The sequence below is a fragment of the Blastomonas sp. AAP25 genome, assembly GCF_001295965.1.
Classification (GTDB): domain Bacteria; phylum Pseudomonadota; class Alphaproteobacteria; order Sphingomonadales; family Sphingomonadaceae; genus Blastomonas; species Blastomonas fulva.
The window spans coordinates 1-25,545 of record NZ_LJHP01000047.1 but is presented as its reverse complement, the minus strand read 5'-3'; the positions used below and the strand labels follow the sequence as shown (position 1 = coordinate 25,545).

The following is a 25,545-nucleotide window of genomic DNA, read 5'->3' as shown; positions in this document are numbered from 1 at the left end:
TCTGGTAGGGGCAGCCCTCTTTCCTAAATCGCTGGGTGCTGCCCATCACAAATCTTGACATGAGCCTGGTAATAAGCGACATATGTCGCCTTGGAAGTGACAGGAGTCGCATAATGACGGATACTGCAGCCGCAGCCGGCACCGAAACCGGCATGGACCGGATCGTCGATCTGCTTGGCGGCAAGTCCGCTTTCGACCACCCCTTCTCGACCGCGCTCGAGGCGCACGAGAACATCCAGCTCGGCTTCCCGGCCAAGTCGCTGATGGTCTTTCTCAACCAGTTCCCGACCATCGGCCGGGTGGACACGATTGATAAGGTCGTGGGTGTTAGTCTGCGCACATTCCAGCGCCAAAAGAAGGCTGGCGCCAAGCAGCGGCTGAACCGGGAGCAGAGCGGAAAGCTCTACAAGGCTGCCGAGATCGTTGCAAAAGCCGTGGATGTGCTCGGCTCGCGTCAAGCAGCCGAACGGTTCCTGGACGAGCCAGTTATGGCCCTCGAAAGAAAACGCCCCATCGACCTCCTCTCCACGCCGGCCGGCGCGGAGCTTGTCGAGAGACACCTCGTGCGAATGGACTACGGCGTGTACACGTGACACCGTTGCCGGGCGCGCTGGGGGGCGCCGAGCTCGTCGGTTGGCGGCTAGATCGCGACAAGCACTCAGCCACTTGGGACAGCGGAGAGGGCGCGTTTCAGGTGGGCGGTCGCTGGAACAGCGCGGGCGTTCGCGCGGTCTACTGCGCGTTTGACCCGGCGACGACCATCTTGGAGGTCGCCGTACACAAAGGCTTCAACGTGCTCGACACCGATCCCCACACGCTGACCAGTCTACGCATCCACGACGCTGCGGATATCCATGTCGTCAATGCCGCTGCGGTGCCGAATCCTAACTGGCTGAGGCCCGGCGTGCCGGGCGCGGGCCAGCAGGCCTTCGGTGACGAACTACTCGCAAACCACGCCTTCGTCGCGATCCCGAGCGTCGTCTCGAGCCATAGCTGGAACCTAATCTTCGTGGCCACGCGGGCAAACGGCCACTACAGCCTTATCAACCAGGAACGCTTCGCGCTCGACGCCCGGTTGAACCCTGTCAAACCCTGAGCTCTCGGCGGACGCGATACCAGCTAGCAGAGAGCACACCTCCACCACAAAGCCCGCTGCGACACGCAAAAAACACAATGGTTATTCAGAGCGTCAGCGATTTGGCCGAAGCGAAACAACCGCGGAACCCATCGCCTTGATACAAACGCCCGGAAGGGCGGATATGCCGACCGACGGCATTCGCCGGTCGGGCGGCTAACAGCGGCAGTCGACCAGATGGGGTGTTCGTGACCGCCGAGTTGAACCCCCGGTTCCGCCCCAAGCCGCCATGCTACATTCAGCATAGTCGAGCAGGCGTGCCTGTGCATTCATGCTTCATGTTAACTGGGCTGCTTTGGTTTCTGCGCCTTGGTCTGCTTCGGTCGGATGTCGATGCTGGGCAATAATCAGTACGAGAATGGCGGATTGTGCCAGTCGCTCCTCGGGGCTACGCCCCCTGTTCCCAACAGACATACGCGGAAGGCGTCCTTATTCGTGGGAGGGGCGGGACGGTTATCGTGATCTGTTGGGCTAACCACCCAGCATTATTCGAACCATCTTGAGGCCCATCAGCTGACGGAAGAGGCAGCAGGCCAGCCCATCAAGCAATCTGGCCATGGCCGTAACATACCGGCTTTGACATCAAACAGACATTTGGCCACCCGCCAGTATGACCGCAACACTGCAAGGCGGGTGGCAAAGTGTAAAATTACGGGCAACGACGCGATAAACTCTGTTGGCCGTTCGCATCCACCGTACGCATGGTGTTTTGATCGATGCCCCAGACCGACAGAACCGTAGCAACATTATTGGCGAAGAACGTCAGCTGATTGCCTGCCAGTGACCAATTGGTTGACTGGCCAGTGTTGCCGACGACAGTTCCGTTTGGATAGAATGTGCTGGTCACAGAGCAATTGTTGACATCAGTCCAGCGCCCGAGAAGATAGGATGGCGTAACGGCTACCGCCTGTTGCCCACCTTGCGGCGTATAGTACATGTTCTTTGCAATCTGAGGCGTAGGCGAGCAACGGTAGAGATTGCCCGCCGTGCCACGATTGTCGCTGAAGTACATGGTGTCTTCATCAACCGGGCTCGTGGTGATGACATACTGGCCGCCCGCTCCTGACAGAACAACCTGATTAGCACCGCTCACTGAGTACCCAATGAGATTGGCCTCGGCGACCATCACCGAACCGCTGACATCAAAAGCAAACTGCGTCTTGCCGAGGCAAAGAGCGTTGTCCTTCCAACGGCCTTCCAGATAGCCGTTGGTGACCCCAACTGGCTGAGCTACAGCGGGTAAGGTATTGACTGTCATAATCACAAAAAGAGCGGCACAAGTCAGGCTGCGGTTAAGTCTCTCAAGCTCCACTGATTCTCCCCTTTCACCCAGTCGAGTTAACACAAGTTAATGGGAAGTCCACCCCTTGACGACCCCATCAGTTCAGTTTCGCGATCCTCTCCCTTCTGCCTGGACTGGGGCGCCCCCCGTTCCGGGAAATCCAGAATCACCCAAACGGAACGCAAAGTCATAAGACAAGCGGTTCTCGATCATGCCGGGTGATACCTGTAAGACCGGGATTAGTTGGACCCCACGGCGACAGGTATAGTCTGCATGCAATTTTGCTCCAGAACCTCGCGATGGTCCGCTAAAGAGTTGGTTTCGGAATTTCGGCTCTTTGCCGAAGCCGGGCCGAAGCTGAATGACCGGTATTGGTTATCCTAGACATTCAGTATGCCGACTTGGTACGGCAGCAAGGTTGTCTAATTGATTCAGGAATTGCTCATTCCTGTTCCCGTTCGCCAATGGTTGTCTTCGAGGTCATCGGACGGCTGAGGCAGCGTTTTGTCCGAGCCTTCATGATCGCGGCCGAGCGGAATAGGTGGACGTCTCTGAGTCCCAACCGAGGTTTGGCCCTCTACAAAGCTGACGAGATCGTCCGGGTATGGCTGAGCGGGATAAGGAACGCCGGGATCAGGCCCAGCGAAACTCGGTCTCGTTCAGCCAAAGCGAGTGGAGTAGTGCGGCGAGCTTTCGGGCGACAGCCGTTCTGGCACGCTTGGCGCCTTTGGCCTCGGCGATTTTCCTGCCCCACTCCTGAAGGGCAAACGGCCGCTTGACCTGGGACAGCGCGACATTGGCGGCCTCGTAAAGCGCTTTGCGCAACATGGGGTCACCAGCCTTGGAGATATGGCCGCTCATATCGCGTTCCCCCGATTGACTGCGTCGGGGGACAAGCCCCGCATAGGCTCCGACATCCTCGCTTCTGGCAAAACGACGCGGATCTTCGATGGTCGAGGTATAGGTGAGCGCCGTGATCGGTCCAACGCCAGGAACAGTCATCAACCGGGTGCAGACCACATCGGCCTTTGCCCGGTCGTTTAGCAGGCGATTGGACGTGCGCAGCTGTTCCTCAATGGCTTCCATGGATGCAATGAGCGGGGCGAACAGAGCCTTCAAATCCGGACGCTGGGCATAGAAGGCTGCTAGGCGTTCAGCGCGTCGGCCCGGCGTCCTGGCGGTGCCCATGCGAAGGCCGAAAAGCTTCAAAAGTCCACGCAACTGGTTAGCCATGGATGTCCTGGCTGTAATCAGCTGGGCACGGATGCGCAGTGCGGCCCTGTCGATATGCGTGGCAGATGCCTTCATATGGACACGCTTGTACCAACCAGTGCGGGCCAGCTGCGCGAGCCCCTCCGCATCGTGGACATCGCTTTTGTTCACTCGCGTGGAAAGGACACCCTTGGCATGCCGCGCGCATATGCACTCGACCGCGACATCACGTTCGATCAGCCCATGGTAAAGGAATGTCGATAGCATTCCCGTCTCCAGCACCACTCGAACGATATCCGGGCAATGCCGGTTGAGCCATTTTGCCAGGACATCGGGATCGCTGGCGACAACATCGCGCCGCAATACCTTGCCGTCGACATCGACCACGCAGATATGCGTCGTCTTGTCACTCACATCCAATCCTGCATAATTCGACATCGGTCATCCTCCTGCATTGAAGCGCTAACGCGACTTCGTACCATGCATGAGGGTGGCTAAATCAATTACGCGGTGTCCCACTTGAAGACATTGCGAACCAGCGCCGGTGGTCCTGAGGGAAGCATGCTTCTCCAGAATTCCAAGATCCTGCTATAAAAAGCTCTCACCAGCGTGGTTCTCAAACAGCGCAGCATCACGAACGTAGCCGAGCAGCACCTCGACCTTCTTCTGCCGAGACACCTCCTGCATCTTGGGCAGTGATGCACCAGCCTTGGCTGCCTCGGTCAAGAATCCAGACCGCAGCGAATGCGCCCCGACCGCCGCAGGATCGAGTCCGACCTTATCGGCGTAGCGCTGGATCAACCGAGCAACCGAGCGATCAGACATGGGCTCCTTGGTCATCATTCCTTGTGCGTCAGTGCGGAAGAACAGGGGACCTGCCCCCCCTCCCCTGACGCTGAGCCATTCGTTCAGCCGCGCACCGGGCTTGAGCACTTTGCCCGAGGGCACCGCGATCACCTGCCCTTCCCCTTCCTGATCGGTTTTCGAGTGCCGGATCGTCAGCTTGAGCCCCTCCCGCACGAGCTCAAGGTCGGCCAGCTGCAGCGCGACCAGTTCTGAACGCCGCAGCGCCGCCGCCAGCCCAAGTGCCATGACCGCCCGGTCGCGGATCGCACGCGGGCTTTGCCCTTCGGCAGCTGCAATCATCCGCGCCAGATCAGCTGCCAGAATTGCGGTCTTCTTGCGGGTCGGCCGCGCGCGCTGCTCGCGCCGGATCCCAGCAAGTGTGTCGCCAATCACATCGCGCGGGTCCCGATGCTGGGGTGCGACCTGTCCCGCCTGCTTGTGGTGCCAGGCGATGGCCGCAAGGTGTCTCCCGATGGTGCTGTCCGCCCTGCCCGCCTGCGCCAGCGAGGCAAGGTACGTGGCAACTGCCTCCGGCATGGCCGGCATAGGCTCAAGATCGCGCGTCCAGCTCCAGTCTTCGAACTGCCGCCAGTCGCTGCTATAGGCCCGGACAGTGTTGGCCGCCTTGGAGCGCGCCCGGTACGAGCGGGCCGCTTCGATTTCAGCCGCGAGCTGCGGTGCGATCGCATCCCCCAAAGGAGCAAGCGACGCTTCATCCGAAAGCCTCAAGGCGTTGCTGCTGTGATCGTCCAAAGCGCCACTCCTGTAAGCTCGATGCTGCTGGCGTTATCCCAGGTCGCCCTTCTGGGCGCGGGCGAGATCGCAGCGAATTTCGTCCCCTCTATATAGATTAGCGTGTTGTCCGTGAAGGGCTCTTATCGGACAGCGAACCCACCGTACAAGCTGGGTATACTTTTTATGCCATTTATATACTATCTGGCCGATGGTATCCGCCCCAGCACCCTGGCAACTGACGCTTGCCCGCATCGAAGGCGCCCTCCCCTTCATCTCACCCGAGCTGTCCGAATGCCTTGCACTGGCTTCACTCCGGCGCCTCTGGCGCGTGCATGTGCGGGATTATCCGTTTGATAATCTTGGAATTGAACACAATCCGGGGCTTGAGGCCGACGAGCTTGTGCGCTCGTGGTATTCCGAAGAACGCCGTCAGTTCTTGTCGTGGATCAGCCGGCGAGGTCACCCTCCCCTCGCCCATGCCGCCAAGCTGGTCATGGCCGCCAAATGTCACTCTGAAGGGTTCAGCGAGGCCTACTTGCCCGCCGATCGTGCGCTCGAACGGCTCGATGCGGTGCTGCCGACCCGTGATCCGATGGGGACCCTGCTTGAATGGTTGGCGGAGCTGCGAACTGAAGAAATCGACTTTCTCGAAGGCGGCAGCGAGATGCTTCAGGTCGGTGGGTTCGCGGTCACACGTTCGGCGCCGCGGGGGGCGGCCTGGGCTGCGTCGCTTGCGGCGGCCATGCGGCCACACTTGTTTGGGCTGGGGTCGGCTCCAATGGCGCTTGCTGGGGTCATGCCGCGTGCTGTGTTTCGTGAACTCCATGAAGAGCCGTTGCCCGTTGTGCTTCGCGCGGCGCTCCAGGTAGCCAGCGAAAAGGCTGAGGTCGATTTGCGCTTCCTGCGAAGGGCTGTCGTTCAGGCCGACGATGTACTTTCTGGGCTGTATGCCTCTTCGACTGCTCCGCAAACCTGGCGAATGATCGTCAGCTTGGGCCCACTTACCCGAGCTGAGCTCGCTCGAGGACTGGGTGTAACGAAGCGCACCGCTTCTCAATCGGTAGCTTCGCTTCAGGAGGCAAGTTTGGCGCTCCTTCGGCAGACCGACGGCGCTATATTGCCGGCCAGTGCTGATCTAGAACGGCGCGAATAGCCTCTTCCGCTTCCTGCCGTGTCGCGCCGCCCTTATTCAGCAACGTGACACGGACGCCCTTACGGTCAGCCCCATCGATCCGAAGCACTGGCTTCCCACTAGCACTGGCCACGGTTTCAGGCTTTCCTGACTTCTTGGGGGATCCTGACTTCTTGGGGGGGTCTGCCGCGAGAGCGAGCGCCTTGATCACCTCAATCACAGACATCGACTTGCCAGTCTGCTCGCGCTCTGCAGCAAGACGTTCCGCCTCACGGAAGGCGCGCTCCAGTCGATCCTCAGGCTTGAGGAGCGCTTTGAGCGCAATCGCATTGCGAATGCCAAGCTCCTGCGGATTGGCAAATGCCCTGGTCAGCCCATCTGGCAGCCGTGCCAGATCGAGATACCGTGTTAGCCAGCTTTCGGAGACTTTAAGCCTTTCCGCCATCGTCTTCTGCCGACCATCGTAATAGGCCGTCAGGGCGCGCAGATAGTCTTTTGCGCGTTCGAGATCGGTGAGATCATCCCTAGCCCGGTTTTCAATGTCCGCGAGCCTGAAGGCCTCTTCATCGCCCATCTCGCGTACGTCGACGAGAAACTTGAAGTCTGGATAGTTGTGCGAGCGCAGCCAGCTGATCGACCAGTGTCGGCGCGCTCCGCAAATGACCTCAAACTCAAACCCGTCATCTCCGGAAAGGCGACGGACGATCGCGGGTATCTCCTGCCGCCCTTGAGCCTTGATACTCTCAATAAGGTCCGCGCAGCGTTCCTCATTAAGCAGAGCATAGTCGCGGTTATGACCTGCCCACATCCGACACTTTGCTGGGTCAACAAGCTCATGTGTGCGAGAAACAATCGCTCCCGACGCCAGGTCAGCAAGACGGTTTGAACGCCCCGTAAGCACGTTTGAGGCAATGCTCGATCTACGAGGGGCAGCAGTATCCTCGGTCAGGTCAATACCTGCCGCCAGATCGGCCGCGAAACCACTGTTCTTCCTACTCATGCAAGCCTCCCATTAGCAGAATTGCACGCGTGCAATTTTCCAGCGGCTCATACCAAAGCCTCCTGACGGAGGCGCTTCTGATGGCTGGGCCACATCGATCGAATATCAACTTCGATTTCCGAATTCACGCCATCAAGATAGTTCAGGCAACGGTTGCGAACCGCCGAACTCGTGGCAGGGCCATCAAGCTCATACACTGTCATCAGCCGCGCTGTAGCATTGTCGATCTCGGCCGAGTCCTTGAGAGGCGTGCGAACCATCGCATGCCCGAATAGCGTCCGCATCAGCTGCAACAGCTCTTTCTGCATCGATTTATTCTCATCGACCTTGGACGCGACAAAGCGGAGGAACTTCAATTCTGGAGCGAGACCACGGTCTGCCAGCTGCTCAATCGTTTCATCTAGCATCGAGAGGAATGCAGCCGTCGAGGAGAAATCCATAACAGTCGGCGGTACCGGCACGACCAATGCGTTAGCGGCCCGCAGCACGGACAGCGAGATCGCCCCGAGGGCAGGCGGCGGATCCATCACCACGACATCGAACCGATCCGATATACTCTCGATTCCCTCCTTCAGTCGGTCAAGAAGCGCGCCGTTCCCCTGTGCCATCCGTGCGGCTAGTTCGTATTCGGAGTTGAACAAACGAAGGTTGGCGGGAATGAGCTCCAGACCGTCGAAGTGAGTCTTGCGGAGCGCGTAGTCCAGAGATGATCGCTCCCCCTCACGAAGGAACGGATAAAGGGTATCATCTTCGGTGAGGTCGAGATCCGGCACATACCCAAAAAGGGTCGTCGCCGAGGCTTGGCTGTCGCAATCGACGAGCGCAACACGGTAGCCTCTGATGGCCAGATACTGAGCAAGGTGAACGGCCAAAGTCGACTTACCAACACCTCCCTTGAAGTTCTGAACGGCCACGACACAGCAGGGATCGTTTGGAGCCCGATAGGGTCTTGTCCCGAACACGCCGCGCATGTCGTTCAGCTGGGCAAGCGTATATCTCTCTCGCCTGTTGTTGTCGGTCCTCGCAGGCTCTGGCAGGCGGCCGTCCTTTTCCGCATCACGGATAGCAGCCGGTGTGCGGCCCACAAGTTCGGACGCTTTCCCGATTGTAAAGGTTGGCTCGCGCCGGTCATCTGCCCTAGCGCTTCGCGCGGAATCTCGGAGCTTTTCGAGTACCGAGGAGGTTCGACTGGCCAGCGTCGCGACCGAGACCAAACGCTCGGCTTCTTCAATCTGAAGTCCGTTAGACACATGCCATCCTTTCGCAATTCCGCATATGCTACACCGACTTGCGCTTTTCGGTCAAGAAAATCGGGAATTTCGAAAGTTGGAGCGCGTAATCGGTCAGAAATCTGGGTCGCCGCGCCCTATCCTGACTCGGTGGGGGCTTAGAAAATTGCACGCGTGCAATTTCTGCCGTTCAGGGTCGGCCCCGGCGATTGAACCACCCCTCACAGAACCCTTTCCAGGCGGCGATCAGCTTCGCACCGCGAAGCTTCTCCAAACGCTCACCCATATGCTCGCGAAAGCCGTTGGCGATCAGATCTACGTCCCAACCACCGCCATGCTTACGGCCTATCTCAAGGAGGTCGTCATGACCAAAGCGCAGCGTTCCCACTGGAAATGTCGCCTCGGATGGCTTCTTAGCTGAGACTGCTCCTCGCGGTGCCGGAATAGCCCCCTGCCCCACTGTAACGCTCTCTACAGCCCCATCACGCCTCGCCTGGCGTCCAGCTGAATGACGATCAAGCTCGTCGACAGTCTCGAGCACCTCTGGCGCGCCTTTGGGCTCGAACCGGAACTCGATCTCCGTGACTGTTCGACCCTGCCTGATTTCCCGCCACTCAACACGGAAGTGAGCAAGCTGGTCAATTTCGGATTTCGCCTTCTCCAGAACTTTGCGCCGAAGTTGAGCGAAGTCTGTGTAAACATCTGGTGGAATACCCAATGCTGCGCGCAGCGCCTGCATGTCTCCCCGCCAAGTTGCTTGTCGACGATGAAGCCGAAGTGCCCCCAGCTCATACAGCTTCAAGGCGTAGTTCGAACGAAAGCCAAGCACCGCTTGCCGATTGAGCACAGCATAGGTTTCGGATGCCTGGATGAGCTTGCGAGCATCTGGGGTGAATTCCCACTCGATCCATCCAGTTTCGCCGCCCTCCTCATCTGTCTCCTCCTTCGACCGCGAGATCAGGGAGAACAGGAGCGTCGCCTTCTTTCCCCGCCAGGATTTGTCATCGACGGCAAACAGCGTTCGGTGCAGTTCCTGAAGCATGTCGGTAATCCGCTCATTGCCCTTGTGGCCTCGCCGAATGTCCGCCTTACGTATGCGGTGAGGGCGATCCTCCCAGGCGTCACCCCCAGCTGTGAGGATCATGAGAGCGAGTAGTCGCGAAGCTGTCAGACTGAGAGATTCGCCTTTGACAAACTTGATTTCGATGATGCTGCCTGGCTTGGCGAACTCGTCGCCGCCCTTTGCCTTCAACGCGGCAGCAACCCGCATCGCACGGCCAGGGGATCCTTCCTCGGGCTTCTCTTCAGGAGCCTCGGCTATTGGGCTAACATCCGTTTCCATGCCATATTGCGATCAAAGCTTGATTCTTGATGTGCTGATTGCTGCCTGACCTGACCTCATCAGTCAAGTCAGGTCAGGATCAAGAGATGGCCGCAGCCCCCAAGAAGTCAGGATTGAGCCGGTCGGATATCGGGTGTGAATCACCCAAGAAACCGCGAGTCGCTAGGTTCTCCAGCAGGGCTTAAAATCGCGCTTGATTTTGATGCATGCGAGACCCAAAAATCCGGCCAAGCGGGCGACGGATCAACATCTAGACGGCTGCCCCCAAAAGGTCAGGAAGGCCCCAGAAGGTCAGGTGAGTTCCCCCGGCAAGTCAGGGTTAAGCCCCCGGCAAGTCAGGTAAAATCCCCCAACTGGTCAGGCAAGCCAGCGTAGGCAACTGATTTCACTACCAATTTACGCTCCGAATCTGAATCTTTAGAATCATGAATCCTTCCGCTGCAAGCAGCGGCGTTTTTTTATGATTGTTTTTGGAGATTGCGCGACGTCGCGAGGAGCATTCTCGGCTCAGACCAACCAAACGTCCTTGCACACGTTCTAAAAGTCGAGGCAGTGGTCAATCGCCTCAATGAATCACAGATGCTCCTGTGATTCAGATTTCCAGTTGGACCGAATGCTCAGCGTTCTGCCACCGGTTTCATATGGAGACGCCGAAGAACCAGTCGTGGCATTGGCAAGCAATAGACCCGTCCCGCAACGTCGCGCGCGACTATCATCTCTGGATTGAGACCGATCTGTTTGGCTGGACAACCGTTGAGCGGCGCTGGGGACGAATTGGTACGAAAGGGCAGGGGGTGACCACCAGCTTTCCGGACAGAAGACAGGCAGACACAATCGCACAGCAGATCCGGATCCGGCGCGAAAGCGCATTTAAGCGGATTGGTGTTCGCTACCAGGCAGTCGAGTGACTCCCCTCAACATTTAGGCGGATCTTCACAGCTGAACACTTCTCCATAAAACTCCCCAGTTTCGCTAAAGGCAGAGGGGGAAGGCCTGATGCGGTTCAGCATCAGGAGCAGACCGTGACCGACCTTTTTGAACAATCCAGCCAGAAGCTGGACGCAGCAATCACCGAAATCCAGCACGCCATCGCCACCGGACTGGCGAACAAGCAACGCCTGTTTGAGACGATGCGCCAGCTTTACGGGGAGGGCTCCGCAAACGGCGCATGGAGCCAGAGGGACGCCTTTGACCTGCTCGAGGCGGCATTGACGCGCCACATGGCCGGACTGCTGAACAAGCCTCAGATGCTGCACCAGATTTCGGAGATCAGTGCGCTTATCGAGGCACTGCCGACACATACGGTCAGAAGTGAAGACCAGATCAGGTTCCAGCAATTCTCGACGCCCGCAGACCTTGCAGCGCTTTGCGTGATTTTGGCGCAGCCGCTTGCAACCGATATCGTTCTTGAGCCGAGCGCCGGACATGGCGCTCTGGTGGCAACTTTGCCCGATGTCAGCGCATTACATCTCAACGAAATCGATCCGCGCAGGCGTGAAAAGCTGGCTCTGCTGTTTCCCGAGGCCACCATGACAGGGATCGATGGAGCCATGCTGGCTTCCCATCTCGACGCGGCAGTGCAGCCAAGCCTGATCCTGATGAACCCGCCATTCTCGCGGTCAATGGGACGAGGGGCAGACGAGTTCGCAGCGGTGCGTCACCTGCGCGCTGCCATCACGCGGCTAGGGAAGGGGGGGCGGATCGTCGCGATCATGCCGGACTGGTTCACGACGAGCGCAAAGCTTGCGAAAATCTACGAAGACACCTTTGCCTCTTGCACGGTCCGCACATCCATCCGGCTCGATAAATGCTATCACAAACAAGGCACCAGCGTGGCCGTGCGCTTGTACGTGATCGACAAGATCCCGGGGCAAATCAGACCAGCAGTTTTGGCGCGGGAGACGGTTGCAGACATTGCGTCTGCGGTTCCAATCATCAAACGCGTGACAGCCGAGCCCGACTGCGAACCGCGCGCGGTGCCGCCGAAAGCAAAGCCGGGTGCGCTCTTCAAATCCATGCGGGCAACGCCGATCACAAAGCCCGTCAAAGCGAGGGAAGCCCAAACCCCCAAGATCGAAGCACTGGCGTTCAGTACCTTGGAGAAGCCGCGCGTTCTCGGTGAGCAAAGCGGGGTCTACATCCCGTACCGGCCAAGCCGGGTCGACATTGTTGGCGCACGCGAGCATCCGACGCCGCTCGTCGAAAGCGTGGCCATGGGCTCGATCCCGGCACCTATCCCGGATTATGTCCCGGCGCTGCAGGACCGGGTCCTTCAGGAAAGCCTGCTCTCCGAGGCCCAGATCGAAACTGTCATCTATGCCGGGAACGCGTGGCAGCAGTGTCTGCCGGGCCTGTTCGTTCCGGCTGAGGAAGGCGTTGGCCTGCAACTCGACGAGCAAGGGCGTGCCTACCGCAAAGGCTATTTCCTCGGCGATGGCACGGGGGCGGGGAAGGGCAGACAGATCGCCGCCTGCATCCTTGATGGCTGGCTTGCTGGACGCCGCAAGGCCATCTGGGTCTCGAAGAACGAGAGCTTGCTTGAGGATGCGCGCCGCGACTGGAGCGCCATCGGCGGCCTTGCGGCCGACGTTCAGCCGCTTTCCAACTGGAAGATCGATCAGGCGGTTCCGTTTCGCGAAGGGATCCTGTTCGTCACCTACCCGACCCTTCGCAGCCAGCGTCAGGACGCCACCCGCCTGAAGCAGCTGCTCGATTGGGCGGCCGAGGATTTCAACGGTGTCATCGCCTTTGATGAGAGCCACGAGATGGGCGGTGTTGCAGGGGGCGAGGGCGCCCGCGGCACGAAAAGCGGATCGCTGCAGGGAATCGCCGGCGTGCTGCTGCAAAACAACCTGCCCGATGCCCGGGTTCTTTACGCCTCTGCGACTGGGGCCTCGGAGGTCAACAACCTTGCCTATGCCGTGCGGCTTGGTCTGTGGGGACCTGGCACCGCGTTTGCCAACAGGGAAGATTTCATCAGCCAGATCAGGGCAGGGGGCATCGCTGCGATGGAACTCGTGTCGCGGGACCTCAAGGCACTGGGCCTCTATCAGGCGCGCGCGCTTAGCTTTGCAGGCGTCGAATACGACATCCTGAAACATGATCTGACCGCCGAACAGATCGCCGTCTACGACACTTATGCCGACGCCTGGGCGATCATTCATCAGAACCTTGAGGAGGCGCTGGAGCTGACCGGTGTCGTCGATGAAATCGACGGCGCAACGCTCAACAGCGGTGCGAAAGCCGCAGCGCGAAGCCGGTTTGAAAGCACCAAGCAGCGGTTCTTCAACCAGCTGCTGCTGTCGATGAAGCTGCCCACGCTGATTGCTGCCATCAATTTCCATCTGGACCGCGATGAGGTGGTTGTCGTCCAACTGGTTTCGACCGCCGAAAGCATCCTCGATCGCCGTCTCGATAGCCTCTCGCCAGAAGAGCGCGCGGAGCTCGACCTCGATCTCAGCCCGCTCGACGCCGTAATCGAGTACCTCGAGCGCGCCTTCCCCACGCAACAGATGCAGGTGTTCGCCGATGATACCGGCACTCAGCGATCGGCACCGATGTTCGACGAGGAAGGCCGTCCAGTCCACAACCAGACTGCGATCGCCCGCCGCGGCGAGATGATCGAGCACCTGTGCGCCATGCCGCCGATCAAGCCGGCGCTGGACGGGATCATCGAGCACTATGGACCGGAGAAGGTCGCCGAGGTGACCGGGCGCAGCAAGCGGCTTATAACCCAGAGCGACGGCCAGCAGCGGATCGAGACCCGCTCGCCTCGGACGAACCAGTCCGAGACAGACCAGTTCATGGATGGCAGGAAGCCGATCCTTGTCTTCAGCCACGCGGGCGGCACAGGGCGGTCCTATCACGCCAGCCTTGACGCAGATTGCCAGAAGCGGCGCATCCATTTCCTGCTTGAGCCGGGGTGGCGAGCCGACCGCGCCATCCAGGGGCTGGGCCGAACGCATCGGACCCATCAGGCCAGCACACCGCTGTTCCGGCCTGTGACCACCAACTGCAAAGGGGAACTGCGGTTCACCAGCACCATTGCGCGCAGGCTCGACAGCCTGGGGGCGCTGACCCGGGGCCAACGCCAGACGGGCGGCCAGAACCTCTTTGACCCTGCCGACAATCTCGAAAGCGAATACGCCAAGGCCGCTCTCTCTACCTGGTTTGCCTTGCTGGCGGATGGCAAGCTGAAGAGCGCGACGCTGATCGATTTCCAGCGCCGTAGCGGGCTCAAGATTGTCTCCGACGACGGCATTCTCGAAGAGGACCTTCCGCCGATCCAGCGCTGGCTCAACCGCATCCTCGCGCTGCCGATCGGAATGCAGAATGCGATCTTCGAGGAATTCCTAGGGTTGGTGGAAGCGCGGGTGTCGGCTGCGCGCGAGGCCGGTTCGCTCGATGTTGGCGTCGAGACCCTGCGGGTCGAACAGGCCGAGGTTGTCGAAGACATAGTCCTGCGGACCGACGAGCGAACCGGTGCCACCTCGCATTTGCTGCAGCTGGCTCTCAAGACGAGAGCGCGGCCGATCTCCCTTGAGCGTGTCCTTGAGCGCCGCGACTACGCTGACGGCTGTATTCTGCTCCAAAACACCAAGAGCGGGAAAGCAGCCCTGGCCGAACCTTCGCGGCACTTCATGACTGAGCAAGGCGAGCTGATCAGGCGAGTTATCCTCCACCGTCCCCTGCGGCGGGAATACCACCACTTCGATGAGCTGGCGGAATCGGCTTGGGAGGAGGCTACCCGCCAGACCTTCGAAAAGCTGTGGCAAGGCGAAGTGGCAGAGCTTGCCGAACGGCTCACCACAGAGACCGTTTACCTCGCGACCGGACTTCTCCTTCCGATCTGGTCGAGCCTGCCTATCGACTATCTGGAGGTCCGGCGCATCGTGGACGAGGAGGGCAGAAGCTGGCTTGGCCGCATGGTCCACGAACTCGATGTGGCGAAGCTGCTCGAGAAGTTCGATATTGCCTCCACCGTTGAACTGAGCCCGGATACGATCATCAGGGCGCTCGGCGAAAGCCGGACAATCCCGATCAAGGAGCCGTTCGAGGCGACCATCAAATGTTCGCGCGTAGCAGGCGAGCAGCGCTATGAGATCGTGGGCGCACCAGTCAATCAGCTGCCTTGGCTGAAGAGCATCGGATGCTTCACGGAAATCATCTCGTTTCGTACGCGGGTGTTCATTCCGACAAAAGAAGCGCCGTCGGTCATCTGCGCGCTGCTTCGAGCATGTGGAGCAGCAATGCCTGAGCCATCGATGCCGGCTGTCTCGGTTGAGCACTAACGCCCCACAATTTTTCCTCTTGGTATGCACCATCTGTGCAGCATGGAATGGCGAGATGTGGGATAAATCTGCCGTACCCACATGCCGTTGAGGTGGCAAGGTGCTGAATGGCGTTTGCAATGGATTGCCCCGTAAGTCGCCTTTCTGCTTTGTGAACAGAGTAGCAGTCGCCCCACCCGTGAATAGGTGGATTGTTCATTATGGTAATCGCTGACAGCTAAACGCGAGCGCTGGTCCTTTTCATCTTTTCATAAGTAGATGACTTCTTGCTTCTGTGGCAGCTCATTAGCTGGGATTGAGGGTGGAAGGACAATACCGCTAAACCGTTTATGACCTCTTTGCCTCAGAATGAGCTTCGCGCACAAAACCCACCGCTGGGCCGCTCGTGTAGCCGCACGGGCAAAGCTTGGTCTTCGCGCCCGCTAAGTCGCTGTGGGTCATATCACTCGGGATCTCATATCTCCTGCCTGATGTGAAGCGAAGGTCAGTTCAGGATATATCGGCGGACGACCAGTGAATGTGTACGATACGCCATTGCCCATTCACTTGCCGGAGCATCATCGTCTCGACTGACCGGCTGTTGATCGCACGCGTGCGGTACGTTCCGGTCACCGTTTCGACACTCATGACCCAAGCCATATCGCCCTGCATACCATGCGTGCGACTGACCAGGGTTCGCGGCACTGCGGCGCTGAAGGCAGCGTCGGCTTCCAGATGATGGCCGGCATATTCGGCGCGGCTGTTTTCAACGCCGCCAGATTCGAAAATAACGACGTCTTCAGCGAGGTGCATCAGCGCCGCGTCGGTATCGCCGCTGGCAAGTGCAGCGTGGAAGGCCATGACAGTTCCGACCGGTGTTGCCGCGTCGATAGTGGCGCTCGGCGCTCCCGAGACCGGCATTCGCGGCGCATCGTGCGCCCCGGGATGCGCAGCCGTCAGACTTAGCCCGACCGCTAACATAGCAGCCAGACGCGCCGCGCGCCGCCCTGCCAATTGACCCACTTCACCCTTGAACATGACCTTGTTCCTCCCTGTGTCCCGTTTGCATTTACATCATCATTGGCGACATCGTGCCCAGCACCGCAATCAGACCGATTACACCGACGGCCAGCAGCAGCTCGCCTGCGAGGCTTCTGCGAAGGCGTGACAATGCGTTATTGGGCTCCGCAGTCTCGCGGCGTTGGTCGAGAACCTCCCTGCGTCCGATCGAGGCGTTATGCGCGCCGAACGCCAGCATCATGCCAACCAACGTGACTTTGGCGATCAGCAAGATGCCATAAGTCGTGCTCAAAACCGCCACGCTGTTCTCCAGTCCAAAGATCAACTGCGCGTTGATCACGCCCGTCAGTGCAGCTGCAGCGACCAGGCCGACGCCTAGCGGCGCGAACGCGTGCATCACGCTAAGCAGCGGCAAAGCAGGGATGAACTCGCGCTGCCGATGGGCTTTGAATGTCAGGAACAGGAACCAGCAAATGGCACCCAGCCACAGGCTGGACGCCATCAGGTGGACGCCATTGTTCAATCGGTGGAACAGGCCCAATCCACCTTCGGTTGCAGCGGCATGGCCGCTCCAGCTGAGCGTCAGCAATGCGCCACCGAAGCACAAGGCCGCGATCAACGAAGTTGGCCTACCTGCTCGGCTTGCCAGCAGTGCGCAAAGGCCGACAATCAGCAGCGCAAGACGTATCAGAAACGCCATGCCCATTTCGGTGCCGATGATCATCGCTTCGATCATCGGCCAGTCCAGCGAAGCAATCGGCGCGCCCATCATTGCTGCAATCGACACCAGCATCAGCGCGACTGATAACAGCGGCGCAGAAACAGCGACTAGGGTCAGGGCAGCCCTGCCCTCATCCTGCGACACCCACTCGATGTGCCGCAGCTTCAGCAACCGGAACGCCGTCCAACCGAACAGGCAAAGCAGCGCGCCATAATGCGCAAGTCGCAACCCCTGTTCGGCCAGACCCCCCACGCTGTGCTCAGCTGACGATGAAGTTGACGGTGCCGTTCATGCGATGCCCATCAGCTCCCGCGGCCTGCCAGCGCACCTCATAGGTTCCGGCGCGCAGCTGCTGCCGCAGATTGAGCGTCATGGTCTTGTTGCCATTGCTCCAGGCCGTCGTGAAATTGCGGATCACCATCTCGCCGTGGTTCGCCATCCCGGGCATCGCGGTCATGACGATGCTGGCGGCGGCGGTCGGCGGCAACAAAGCTTCGCTGAATGTGAGGGTCACCGCCCGCGGGCGCGCAACGGTTGCGCCCTCAGCAGGAGTCGAGGCCACGACGCGCGTATGAGCAAGCGCGATCGACGGGGCCGCAAGCGGCGCAGCGATCATGGCAATTGCGGCGAGGAGAGATGCGAATTTCATGGGGTATTCCTTTACTTCAAAACCAGAAACGGATGCCGACGAGATAGTTGGTGACGCTGGGATCCTCGCCGCGTGCGCGGGCGTAATCGGCGCTGCCGCCGAGGCGCCAGCTTTGTTCGATGCCGATATAGGGGGCAAACTCGCGGATGAATTCGTAGCGCAGCCGCACGCCGACCTCGACCGAGTCGATCCCTGAACCGATGCCGAGGCGCGGAATGTCCTGCGCCGACAGGTTCACCTCGGCGCGCGGTTGCAAGATCAGACGCTGCGTGATCCGCTGGTCAACTTCGCCCTCGATCCGCGCCGTGAGATCGCCGCGCTGTGATAGAAACAATGCGGCGTCGACTTCGAACATATAGGGCGAAAGCCCTTGCACGCCGATCACGGCATGTGTGGTGTCGGGTCCGCCGAGGTCTTGCCGCACGCCCGCCTGCAGATCCCAGAACGGCGCAATGGCCCGGGCGTAAAGCGCCTGAACCTCGGCTTGTTCAATCGGTTCGCCGAACGTGCCTTCACCTTCGCTCTTGAACCACAGTCGGCTCGTCGGGCCACCATAATAGCCCTGAAGATCCCACAGATAGCCCTCACGGCCGTCGCGCACCTGCGTCTCGAAACGATCTCCCTGGAACCAGAAGACCGGGAAATCGCCATGGGTGCGTTGCAAATCCTCACGCGAAGCCCGCATCGCATCGGCACCCCAAATGGCATCGGCAGCTCGCGGTGGACCGCTTCCGGCTTCAGGTGGCGGCGGGGTTTCCATGTTAGGTCCAGGCGATGCCGACGCTGCGTCGTCCATTATACCATGATCCATGGTGCTGTGGTCCATGCCAGCCATCGGATCGGCAGGCGCAGCTGCCTCACCCGTCATGTCATGGCCTGCGTGAGGGTCGATTGGCTCAGGGCTCGCAGGCTGCTCAGGCATGACGTGCCCCGCGTGCGGATCGGCCGGATCAGGCGCGGGCGTGGTCGGCGCGGCCGGCATGCCGTGACCGGCATGGGGATCGACGGGCGCTGGAGCAGGTGTCGGCGCTGGCGCTAGCGCAGGCATTGCATGCCCTTGATGCTGCGCGAAGGCCGGAACGGAGATCAACGCGCTCCCGAGCAGGGCCGCTGACAGGACAGACCGCACGCTCATGTCCCGCCACCCGGACCGACCACGGTCACCGTCTGCATCATTCCGCCATGCATGTGATACATCAGGTGGCAGTGGAATGCCCAGTCGCCGGGCTCGTTGGCGGTGAGATCAAATTGCGCGCTGGCGCCGGGCTGCACGATCACAACGTTCTTGCGCGGCTGATGCGCAGCGCTATCCCCGTTGACCAGCTCGAAGAACATGCCGTGCAGATGGATGGGGTGCGCCATCATCGTGTTGTTGATGAGCTTCACCCGCACCCGCTCGTTCCAGGCAAAACGGATCGGCACATCGCTGACGGCCGAATACATCCGCCCGTCGAACGACCACATGTAGCGTTCCATGTTGCCGGTGAGGTGGAGTTCGAGCAATCGCGATGGCTCGCGCGTGTCCCGGTTGGCCTCAAGTGCGGTGAGCATTCGATAGTTGAGAACCCGGTGCGGCATATCGCGCAGTCCAAGGCCCGGATCGCCCATTTTGTCCGTCGGTGCCATCGACACCATGTCGATCCCTGGACCGATCGCAACGTCAGGCGGTAGCAGCGTGGTGTCGCGCATCATCATGCCGTCCATGCTCATGCCGTCCATAGCCATGCCCGCCATCGCACCATCGGCGGCGTCAGCAGTCGCGGCCGGATCGCCATGGCCCATGGCTGCGTGATCCATCTCGCCCGCCGTAGCATCTGCGGCGCCGTCGCCATGATCCATCATGGTGTGATCCATGCCATCAGAGCCGTGGTTCATGCCCATGTCGCCCATCGTCAGCAGCGGCGGATCGCGCAAGGCCGGAACCGTAGCGCGCGCACCAGGCCGACTCGCCAGCATCGCCAACGCCATGCCGGAACGATCCATGGACTCAGCCACGATGGCATAGGCTTCGTCCCTGCCCGGCGTAACGATCGCGTCGTAGATCTCGGCAGTGCCGATCTGGAACTCATCAACCTCGACCGGCCGCACGTTCTGGCCATCGGCAGCGATGACCGTCATTGGAAGGCCAGGGATGCGAACATTGAAGAAGCTCTGCGCCGATCCATTGATGATGCGCATCCGCACGCGTTCTCCGGCGCGGAACAGATATTCCATCCCCTCGGTGGGACCGCGTCCGTTGGCAAGGAAGGTGTAGGTCGGCGCGCCGATATCCATGATGTCGGTCGGCATCATCCGCATTTCGGCCCACATCCGCCGTTCTTCGCCCGACATCGGATATTGATCGGTCCAGGTGCTGACCTGCCGGTTGAAATAGGCTTCGCCGGTGCGCAACCGGCTCATGATGAAATGCGGGTCGAGCACGGTGAAATCGCTCAACAGCAGGATGTAATCGCGATCAAACTGCACCGGTTCTGCACCGGCGGGATCAATGATCATCGGGCCGTAATGGCCCGATTGCTCCTGCAGACCCGAATGGCTGTGATACCAATAGGTCCCCGACTGGCGGATGGGGAATTCATAGGTGAAGGTCTGGCCCGGTTTGATACCGGGAAAGCTGATGCCGGGCACCCCATCCATGTGAAACGGCAACAGGAAACCGTGCCAGTGGACCGATGTGTCGGTCTCCAGATTATTGGTGACATTGAGGCGGACATTCTGCCCTTCGCGCAGCCGGATCAGCGGGCCGGGTACACTGCCGTTCACCGCGATGCCCGGGCCGCGCCGCCCTTCGACAATGCGGTGGCCGCTGCCAACGGTCAGGTCGATGACATCGCCACTCAGCTCGCCAAAGCCTGCAGGAATACGCGGGCCGCCGCGCCCATGGCTGCTGCTGCGGTGGACGCTGTGACCCTGCGCCCAAGCCGGCATGGCAGCGAAGGCTGATCCTGCGCCAAGGGCGGCGATCAGGTGACGTCGTGTAAGGTTCGGACTGTTCATACGCTTCTATACGCGCGCGTCCGGGCCACCCCTCATAATGCCCACCAATTTTTGACGCGCACGGTAAAGCCGCGTCTCGACCGCCTTGAGGCTAATGCCCAGCGTCATTGCGGTCTCCTGCTGACTCAGACCCTCGATCGTGCACAGGATCAAAACGTCTTTCAGGCTGGCCGGTAGCTTGGCGATCGCGCGGGCGGCCGCGGCGAGCTCGGCGCGGTCAGCGGCAAGTGTTTCCGCTGAAGGCGCATCATCGGCAATCCAGTCCGCGGCCTGTTCCGGCATTGGCAGGCCAATGAACCGCCTGACGGCGCGGCGACGAGCCCAGTCGCGGCATTTGTTAAGCGTGATGGCGCTGATCCAGGCCTTGAACGATCGCTCGGGGTCGTAGCGGCTCAGCGCGCCAAACGCGGCGACGAACGCCTCCTGCGCGATGTCGAAGGCTTCCTCGGAATCGCCCGTCGCTGTTCGCGCAAGCCGGTATACGGTCTCACGGTAGCGTTCGACCAGCGCACGTTGCGCGCCGCTATCGCCAGCCCGTGCTCCGCGTATGAGCGCCGCATCCAGATTGTCAGGGGTCACTGCGGCTGAGCAGCGAGGCTCTTACTAACCACCGCATCGAACCGCGCCTGTTGATCGGGGCGGAGAATGGCCCGCATCGCGAAAACATGTTCGAGCGTCGCCTTCTGGAGATCCCCCATCGCAGCATGCGTATCGTCCACCGCCGCAGAAACGCGGGAACCATATTCATGCTCAGCGGCAATGGCGTCACCAAGTAGTGCATTGCTGCGCCTGAGCCGGTCTTCGAGCGCATCGCGCCGCGCTGCAAACTGGCGCTCCAATGCAGTCAATTCACGTTCCTGCGCCGGGTCAAGGTCGAGTTCGCCATGGATCAAGGCGTGGAGTTCAGCCCCCCCATGCGGCGGTGCAGGTTGAAGCATACGTCCGAGCCACACCCCGACCAGCGCAAGCGCAATGATCAGCCCTGCCGCCAAGGCAATTCGACGAAGGTTCATTCCTGACCCAGTGCAATCAAGGGTGTAAGCGAAGCCGGCGGACCGAAGGCCGCAAGGGGCACCTCGGCGCGTGCAGGCACCTGGAGCCCGCCAACGACACCCATCCCAAGCGACACCACGAGCCCTAGTCCGAGCATAGCCCGCGTCTGTCTGACCTCGCCCTGCGCGCGTAGCGCCAGCCTCCCGCCATCAATACCGGAAAGATCCGGCACCGGAAGTCTGGCCAGTCGTGCGAGGTTCTCGTCAAGGTCCATCATGCAGCTCCTTCGAGGTTACATACGCAGGCGCTGCAAAAACCCTTCATGTTGCTTCCTACTATCCTGCATTTTCCTGCTCAAAGCTGAAAGCATCGATGATGGGACAGGGTCCGGATTGCTCCGACGCGCAGTCATTGGCGAGCCTCACGAGGGCTCCCCGCATGGTTTGCAACGTGGCGATTTTCGCATCAAGCGCCGCGATCCGAACGCGCGCCAGATCCTGCGCAGCTGTCCGGTCGCCAGCATCCAGAGCGAGCAGCGTAGCAATCTCGTCAAGCGTGAACCCGGCGGTCTGCGCCGAGCGGATCGATTGCAAACGGCCAAGATCGCTGCGCGTGTAGCGGCGTGGCCCCTCATGCCGCGCAGGCTGCGCCAGCAATCCGCGCCGCTGATAATAGCGGATCGTCTCGACGTTGACTCCGCCTGCGCGGGCAAGTTCACCAATTTTCATTTTAGCCCTTGATCCCGTACCATGGTACGGAACCTATATGGGCCGAATTGCAGCGATTCAAAGGAAATCACCAATGCCCTCACCCGCCAAAACCGCCGTGCTCCACCGCATGGTCATGCCCAATCACACATGTCCTTATGGCCTTAAATCAAAGCATCTGCTCAAAACGCGCGGCTACAAGGTGGATGATCGGCACCTCACCACGCGCGAACAAACCGATGCCTTCAAGGCTCAACACGGCGTTGCGACCACCCCCCAAACCTTCATCGGTGGTGAGCGTATTGGAGGTCATGACGACCTGCGGCGATTCTTCGGGATCAAGGTCCCTGATCCCAACGCTACCAGCTATCGTCCGATCATCGCGCTCTTCGCCATGACCGCAGCGATGGCAATTGCGGCCGGCATCGCGGTCGATGGCACGGCCCTGAGCATTCGCGTTGCCGAGTGGTTTATCGCGTTCAGCATGTGCGTCTTGGCGCTGCTCAAGCTCCAGAACGTCGACAAGTTTGCGACCATGTTCCTCAATTACGACCTCTTGGCAAAGCGCTGGGTGCCTTATGCGACCCTCTATCCCTTCGCCGAGGGCCTGGCCGGTGTGCTCATGGTTTCAGGCCAGCTCCATTGGATCTCGATACCGGTGGCGCTGTTCATCGGCACGATCGGTGCGATCTCGGTCTTCAAGGCAGTCTATATCGATAAGCGCGAACTCAAATGCGCTTGCGTTGGCGGCGACAGCAATGTGCCGCTCGGCTTCGTCTCATTGACAGAAAACCTGATGATGATCGGCATGGCGCTGTGGATGATGACGTAGGGTAGAAATCGCCAATTCAGCGATGCATTGGCGTTTCATCAGTGCACGGCACAGCTTCTGTCTGGATCGTCACATGATGGATCGCAAACTGCGCTTTCAGCATAACTGTAACGGCGCGCCGCACCGCTTCTGCATCCTCCACGCCGCCAATCGCAACATGCGCGGTTAGGCTGGCATCGTCGCCCGCGACTGACCACAGGTGCAGGTCGTGAACCCCGTTCACGCCCTGCATCTCGGCCATCGCAGTGCGGATGGCTATGAGGTCAAACCCGCGTGGCACCCCTTGCAGGAGGATATGGGCATGAAAACTCCTCAGATCGACGTCAGACTGCGCGAGACCAAGGCAGCCACACGCAGAAGCCATGCAAGTTTAGGGGACGGCGCCGAAGCGGCGGAGCCTACGCCAAAGATCTGAAGTTGACGTCACATTGCACCCACTGGCGCGGCGGATTGCATCTGAGAGACTGCGGCGGAGCCCCAGGTAATCAGGAGCGCGGCAACTAGCCGCCAAAAAAGGCCAAAGGGCGTCATTTGGTCCCTCGCAACTCGCTGCGAGCCTCCCTGATGATTTGCCAAGCTGAACGAAGGAAGATTACGGCGATCACTAGAGCTACAATGATGTCTGGCCATGCACTGCCGAGCCAGAAAACGAGTCCGGCAGCGGCGATCACAGCCACGTTGTTGATCGCATCATTGCGGGAGAATAGCCAAATCGCTCGTGCCTGAGCATCGCCCCCTTCCCGGAAACGAGCCAAGATCATTGCAGCGGTCACATTCACAGCAAGCGCAGCAATGCCGATGCCTCCCATAAGCTCAGGCTCCGGTGGAATTGCGTAAAGCGTCCGCCAAATTGCCATTCCCATAACTGAGATGCCAAGAGCGCCGAGAAAAAATCCTTGAGTAAGCGCGATCTTGGCTCGTGTAGTCCCCGGCCAGCCGAGAGCTAGTAAGCCCACGAACGTGATCGACCCGTCACCCAGAAAATCTAGGGAATCGGCCTTCAAAGCTTGGCTGTTCGCAAGAAATCCGCCTGCGATCTCGAACAAACCAAAGCTGACATTGAGGATAACGACCCACCAGAGCGCTCGGCGGTATGCCGGGTCAACTTCGGCCCGCTTGGCGTCACCGGTGCAGCCGCAACCATCTGATTCGTTCACATCCATTCGGAGATATTACAACCTCCAGCCGCTGGAGGAGCAAGCTCTTTGTAGACAACGCGAAAAAGATTCGCTGATTAGAATGGCAAGTGGTCCGCGTTAGGTGGCATCTGAATGGCGCTGCATCGAGACGCATCTAGCCAGATCGGGCCAGGCAATTTAGGTGCTCCAGCCAATGGAGGGTCAACATGGCATCTGAAAAAAACCTCATGATCGGCGACTTAGCGTCGGCCACAGGAACAAAGGTCAACACCATCAGATATTACGAGGAGATCGGCCTCATGCGAACCGCAGTTCGAACTGGGTCAGGGCGGCGCACCTTTCTCCCAGCGGATCTCGAGCGCCTGAGATTTATTCGACACGCGAGGAAACTTGGTTTTCAAATAGATGAAATTCGATCGCTGCTAGCTCTGAGCGATAATCCGGTACAGCAATGTAGCGATGTTACCCTGATCACACAAAAGCACTTGGCCAACGTGATTGAAAAGATTTCGCAATTGGAGCTATTGCGGGATGAGCTCGATCGGATCGCTGGATCATGTACTGGCGGCGTTGTGACCGAATGTCGTATCTTAGAGGCCCTAAGCGCTGAGAGTTCGATCATCGCGGTGCGCTGACAACGAGACCTAGAAAGAAAGATTTAGCCCATTTGCCGAACACTAAGCGCTTGAAGAAGTTTCGCGGCCATCCGATAAACGAGTTGATGCCGAAGCATAGACAATAGAGTTGGGATCGGCCCTGTGCCAAAACGACGAAGTTCGCAAGGATGAGCAATTGTTGAAAGATTGGGCTCCTACCTCCGCCCGCGCGGACAATGGCTAGCTGCAATGATCATCGGGCGCGTCTGTCGTTTATCCACCACTAGTATCAAGTCGTATTGTTTCAATTGAAGGCGGCCACGTCCTGTCATGATCGGCCTCGATCATCATGCCGGTCAACTGCGAATCGAAGATCCTCCGGGATTGGTATCCGCGCAAAAGCGCTCACATTTGATCGCCCGGTGTTACCTTCTGGTGGCCGCCCAGTCACCGCGCCAAGTGGGGCCAGAATGATCCTGACCAACTGCCCCAGAACTTCGCTCCATTCGTGCCGTCGCATCGCAATCGCCAGCATTGCACCGTGACTGGCGAGATGCGGGCCAAGATAGGGCTGCGAAACGATATGCACCCGCTCCAGGTGGTGCCACACAAGATCATCGTCGCCCGCTTCGACCGCTGACCGGTATGCCGCCATTTCGGCCGCGATCACCCGTCGCGCAGCAACGCTCTTGGCAAGCCCCCGCCAAC

Annotated in this window: 25 protein-coding genes; 7 read left to right on the top strand and 18 right to left on the bottom strand. The window is 59.7% G+C overall.

What is annotated here, in order from left to right; all coding sequences use genetic code 11:
- Window positions 1–113: 113 nt before the first annotated feature.
- Complete coding sequence (locus IP68_RS19325) at window positions 114–593, top strand: antitoxin Xre/MbcA/ParS toxin-binding domain-containing protein (protein ID WP_054136658.1); 480 nt, start codon at window positions 114–116, stop codon at window positions 591–593.
- Window positions 590–1,096: an RES family NAD+ phosphorylase gene (locus tag IP68_RS19320; protein ID WP_054136657.1), complete on the top strand. Its 507-nt coding sequence runs from the start codon at window positions 590–592 to the stop codon at window positions 1,094–1,096. The genes IP68_RS19325 and IP68_RS19320 overlap by 4 nt, the downstream gene beginning before the upstream one ends.
- Before the next feature lie 688 nt (window positions 1,097–1,784).
- On the opposite strand, the gene IP68_RS19315 is transcribed toward IP68_RS19320, so the two are convergent.
- From IP68_RS19315 to IP68_RS19305, 3 genes are all read right to left on the bottom strand, one after another.
- Entirely contained in the window at window positions 1,785–2,447 is a 663-nt protein-coding gene (locus IP68_RS19315; RefSeq protein ID WP_156318307.1) for a hypothetical protein, read from the bottom strand.
- Between the two features lie 603 nt (window positions 2,448–3,050).
- A complete protein-coding gene (locus IP68_RS19310) occupies window positions 3,051–4,067 on the bottom strand; it encodes an IS110 family transposase (RefSeq protein ID WP_054136655.1) in 1,017 nt (338 codons plus the stop codon).
- 150 nt (window positions 4,068–4,217) lie between these two features.
- Window positions 4,218–5,228 (bottom strand): site-specific integrase, encoded by a 1,011-nt coding sequence (locus tag IP68_RS19305; RefSeq protein WP_082382518.1) that lies wholly within the window; start codon window positions 5,226–5,228, stop codon window positions 4,218–4,220.
- A gap of 190 nt (window positions 5,229–5,418) precedes the next feature.
- Between IP68_RS19305 and IP68_RS19990 the strand changes: the two genes are divergently transcribed.
- Window positions 5,419–6,363 carry a hypothetical protein gene (locus IP68_RS19990; protein ID WP_082382517.1) on the top strand — a complete coding sequence of 315 codons (945 nt, stop codon included), beginning with the start codon at window positions 5,419–5,421 and terminating at the stop codon, window positions 6,361–6,363.
- Here IP68_RS19990 and IP68_RS19295 read toward each other — a convergent pair.
- The 3 genes from IP68_RS19295 to IP68_RS19285 form a co-directional block, all read right to left on the bottom strand.
- Window positions 6,323–7,342 carry a ParB/RepB/Spo0J family partition protein gene (locus tag IP68_RS19295; protein ID WP_054136653.1) on the bottom strand — a complete coding sequence of 340 codons (1,020 nt, stop codon included), beginning with the start codon at window positions 7,340–7,342 and terminating at the stop codon, window positions 6,323–6,325. The two genes, IP68_RS19990 and IP68_RS19295, sit on opposite strands and share 41 nt — an antisense overlap.
- Window positions 7,343–7,389: 47 nt before the next feature.
- Window positions 7,390–8,592 (bottom strand): AAA family ATPase, encoded by a 1,203-nt coding sequence (locus IP68_RS19290; protein WP_054136652.1) that lies wholly within the window; start codon window positions 8,590–8,592, stop codon window positions 7,390–7,392.
- Between the two features lie 169 nt (window positions 8,593–8,761).
- On the bottom strand, window positions 8,762–9,841 hold the full coding sequence (locus IP68_RS19285) for a replication initiation protein (RefSeq protein WP_054136698.1): 1,080 nt from the start codon (window positions 9,839–9,841) through the stop codon (window positions 8,762–8,764).
- A 659-nt stretch (window positions 9,842–10,500) separates the two neighbouring features.
- Here IP68_RS19285 and IP68_RS19280 point away from each other — a divergent pair.
- Window positions 10,501–10,821, top strand: a complete 321-nt coding sequence (locus IP68_RS19280; protein ID WP_231684183.1) for a WGR domain-containing protein — start codon at window positions 10,501–10,503, stop codon at window positions 10,819–10,821.
- 114 nt (window positions 10,822–10,935) lie between these two features.
- A complete protein-coding gene (locus IP68_RS19275; protein WP_054136650.1) occupies window positions 10,936–15,204 on the top strand; it encodes a strawberry notch family protein in 4,269 nt (1,422 codons plus the stop codon).
- Between the two features lie 489 nt (window positions 15,205–15,693).
- Here the strand turns inward: IP68_RS19275 and IP68_RS19270 are convergent, their stop codons facing one another.
- The 9 genes from IP68_RS19270 to IP68_RS19230 form a co-directional block, all read right to left on the bottom strand.
- Window positions 15,694–16,221, bottom strand: coding sequence for a nuclear transport factor 2 family protein (locus tag IP68_RS19270; RefSeq protein WP_082382516.1), 528 nt, complete (start codon window positions 16,219–16,221; stop codon window positions 15,694–15,696).
- 31 nt (window positions 16,222–16,252) lie between these two features.
- Window positions 16,253–17,176 carry a CopD family protein gene (locus IP68_RS19265; protein WP_054136648.1) on the bottom strand — a complete coding sequence of 308 codons (924 nt, stop codon included), beginning with the start codon at window positions 17,174–17,176 and terminating at the stop codon, window positions 16,253–16,255.
- 7 nt (window positions 17,177–17,183) lie between these two features.
- A complete protein-coding gene (copC, locus tag IP68_RS19260) occupies window positions 17,184–17,540 on the bottom strand; it encodes a copper homeostasis periplasmic binding protein CopC (RefSeq protein ID WP_231684181.1) in 357 nt (118 codons plus the stop codon).
- A gap of 49 nt (window positions 17,541–17,589) precedes the next feature.
- Window positions 17,590–18,333: a copper resistance protein B gene (locus IP68_RS19255; protein ID WP_369814881.1), complete on the bottom strand. Its 744-nt coding sequence runs from the start codon at window positions 18,331–18,333 to the stop codon at window positions 17,590–17,592.
- A 371-nt stretch (window positions 18,334–18,704) separates the two neighbouring features.
- The gene (locus IP68_RS19250; protein WP_082382515.1) at window positions 18,705–20,570 is read right to left on the bottom strand and encodes a copper resistance system multicopper oxidase; all 1,866 of its coding nucleotides are present in this window, start codon (window positions 20,568–20,570) and stop codon (window positions 18,705–18,707) included.
- Between the two features lie 6 nt (window positions 20,571–20,576).
- Window positions 20,577–21,149, bottom strand: coding sequence for an RNA polymerase sigma factor (locus IP68_RS19245; protein ID WP_054136644.1), 573 nt, complete (start codon window positions 21,147–21,149; stop codon window positions 20,577–20,579).
- Window positions 21,146–21,583: a Spy/CpxP family protein refolding chaperone gene (locus IP68_RS19240; RefSeq protein WP_054136643.1), complete on the bottom strand. Its 438-nt coding sequence runs from the start codon at window positions 21,581–21,583 to the stop codon at window positions 21,146–21,148. The genes IP68_RS19245 and IP68_RS19240 overlap by 4 nt, the downstream gene beginning before the upstream one ends.
- Complete coding sequence (locus tag IP68_RS19235) at window positions 21,580–21,837, bottom strand: hypothetical protein (protein ID WP_156318306.1); 258 nt, start codon at window positions 21,835–21,837, stop codon at window positions 21,580–21,582. Before IP68_RS19235 ends, IP68_RS19240 begins: the two co-directional genes overlap by 4 nt.
- Before the next feature lie 61 nt (window positions 21,838–21,898).
- Window positions 21,899–22,291 carry a MerR family transcriptional regulator gene (locus IP68_RS19230; protein ID WP_054136641.1) on the bottom strand — a complete coding sequence of 131 codons (393 nt, stop codon included), beginning with the start codon at window positions 22,289–22,291 and terminating at the stop codon, window positions 21,899–21,901.
- A gap of 73 nt (window positions 22,292–22,364) precedes the next feature.
- Between IP68_RS19230 and IP68_RS19225 the strand changes: the two genes are divergently transcribed.
- A complete protein-coding gene (locus IP68_RS19225) occupies window positions 22,365–23,102 on the top strand; it encodes a MauE/DoxX family redox-associated membrane protein (protein ID WP_054136640.1) in 738 nt (245 codons plus the stop codon).
- A gap of 16 nt (window positions 23,103–23,118) precedes the next feature.
- On the opposite strand, the gene IP68_RS20390 is transcribed toward IP68_RS19225, so the two are convergent.
- Both IP68_RS20390 and IP68_RS19215 read right to left on the bottom strand, forming a co-directional pair.
- Complete coding sequence (locus IP68_RS20390; RefSeq protein ID WP_150126406.1) at window positions 23,119–23,343, bottom strand: hypothetical protein; 225 nt, start codon at window positions 23,341–23,343, stop codon at window positions 23,119–23,121.
- Window positions 23,344–23,629: 286 nt separating this feature from the next.
- Complete coding sequence (locus IP68_RS19215) at window positions 23,630–24,265, bottom strand: cation transporter (RefSeq protein ID WP_369814880.1); 636 nt, start codon at window positions 24,263–24,265, stop codon at window positions 23,630–23,632.
- Between the two features lie 182 nt (window positions 24,266–24,447).
- Between IP68_RS19215 and IP68_RS19210 the strand changes: the two genes are divergently transcribed.
- Entirely contained in the window at window positions 24,448–24,876 is a 429-nt protein-coding gene (locus IP68_RS19210; protein WP_054136638.1) for a helix-turn-helix domain-containing protein, read from the top strand.
- Window positions 24,877–25,165: 289 nt separating this feature from the next.
- Here IP68_RS19210 and IP68_RS19985 read toward each other — a convergent pair.
- Window positions 25,166–25,545 (bottom strand): DUF3703 domain-containing protein (locus IP68_RS19985; protein WP_369814879.1); only part of this gene is annotated, 380 nt, incomplete at its 5' end.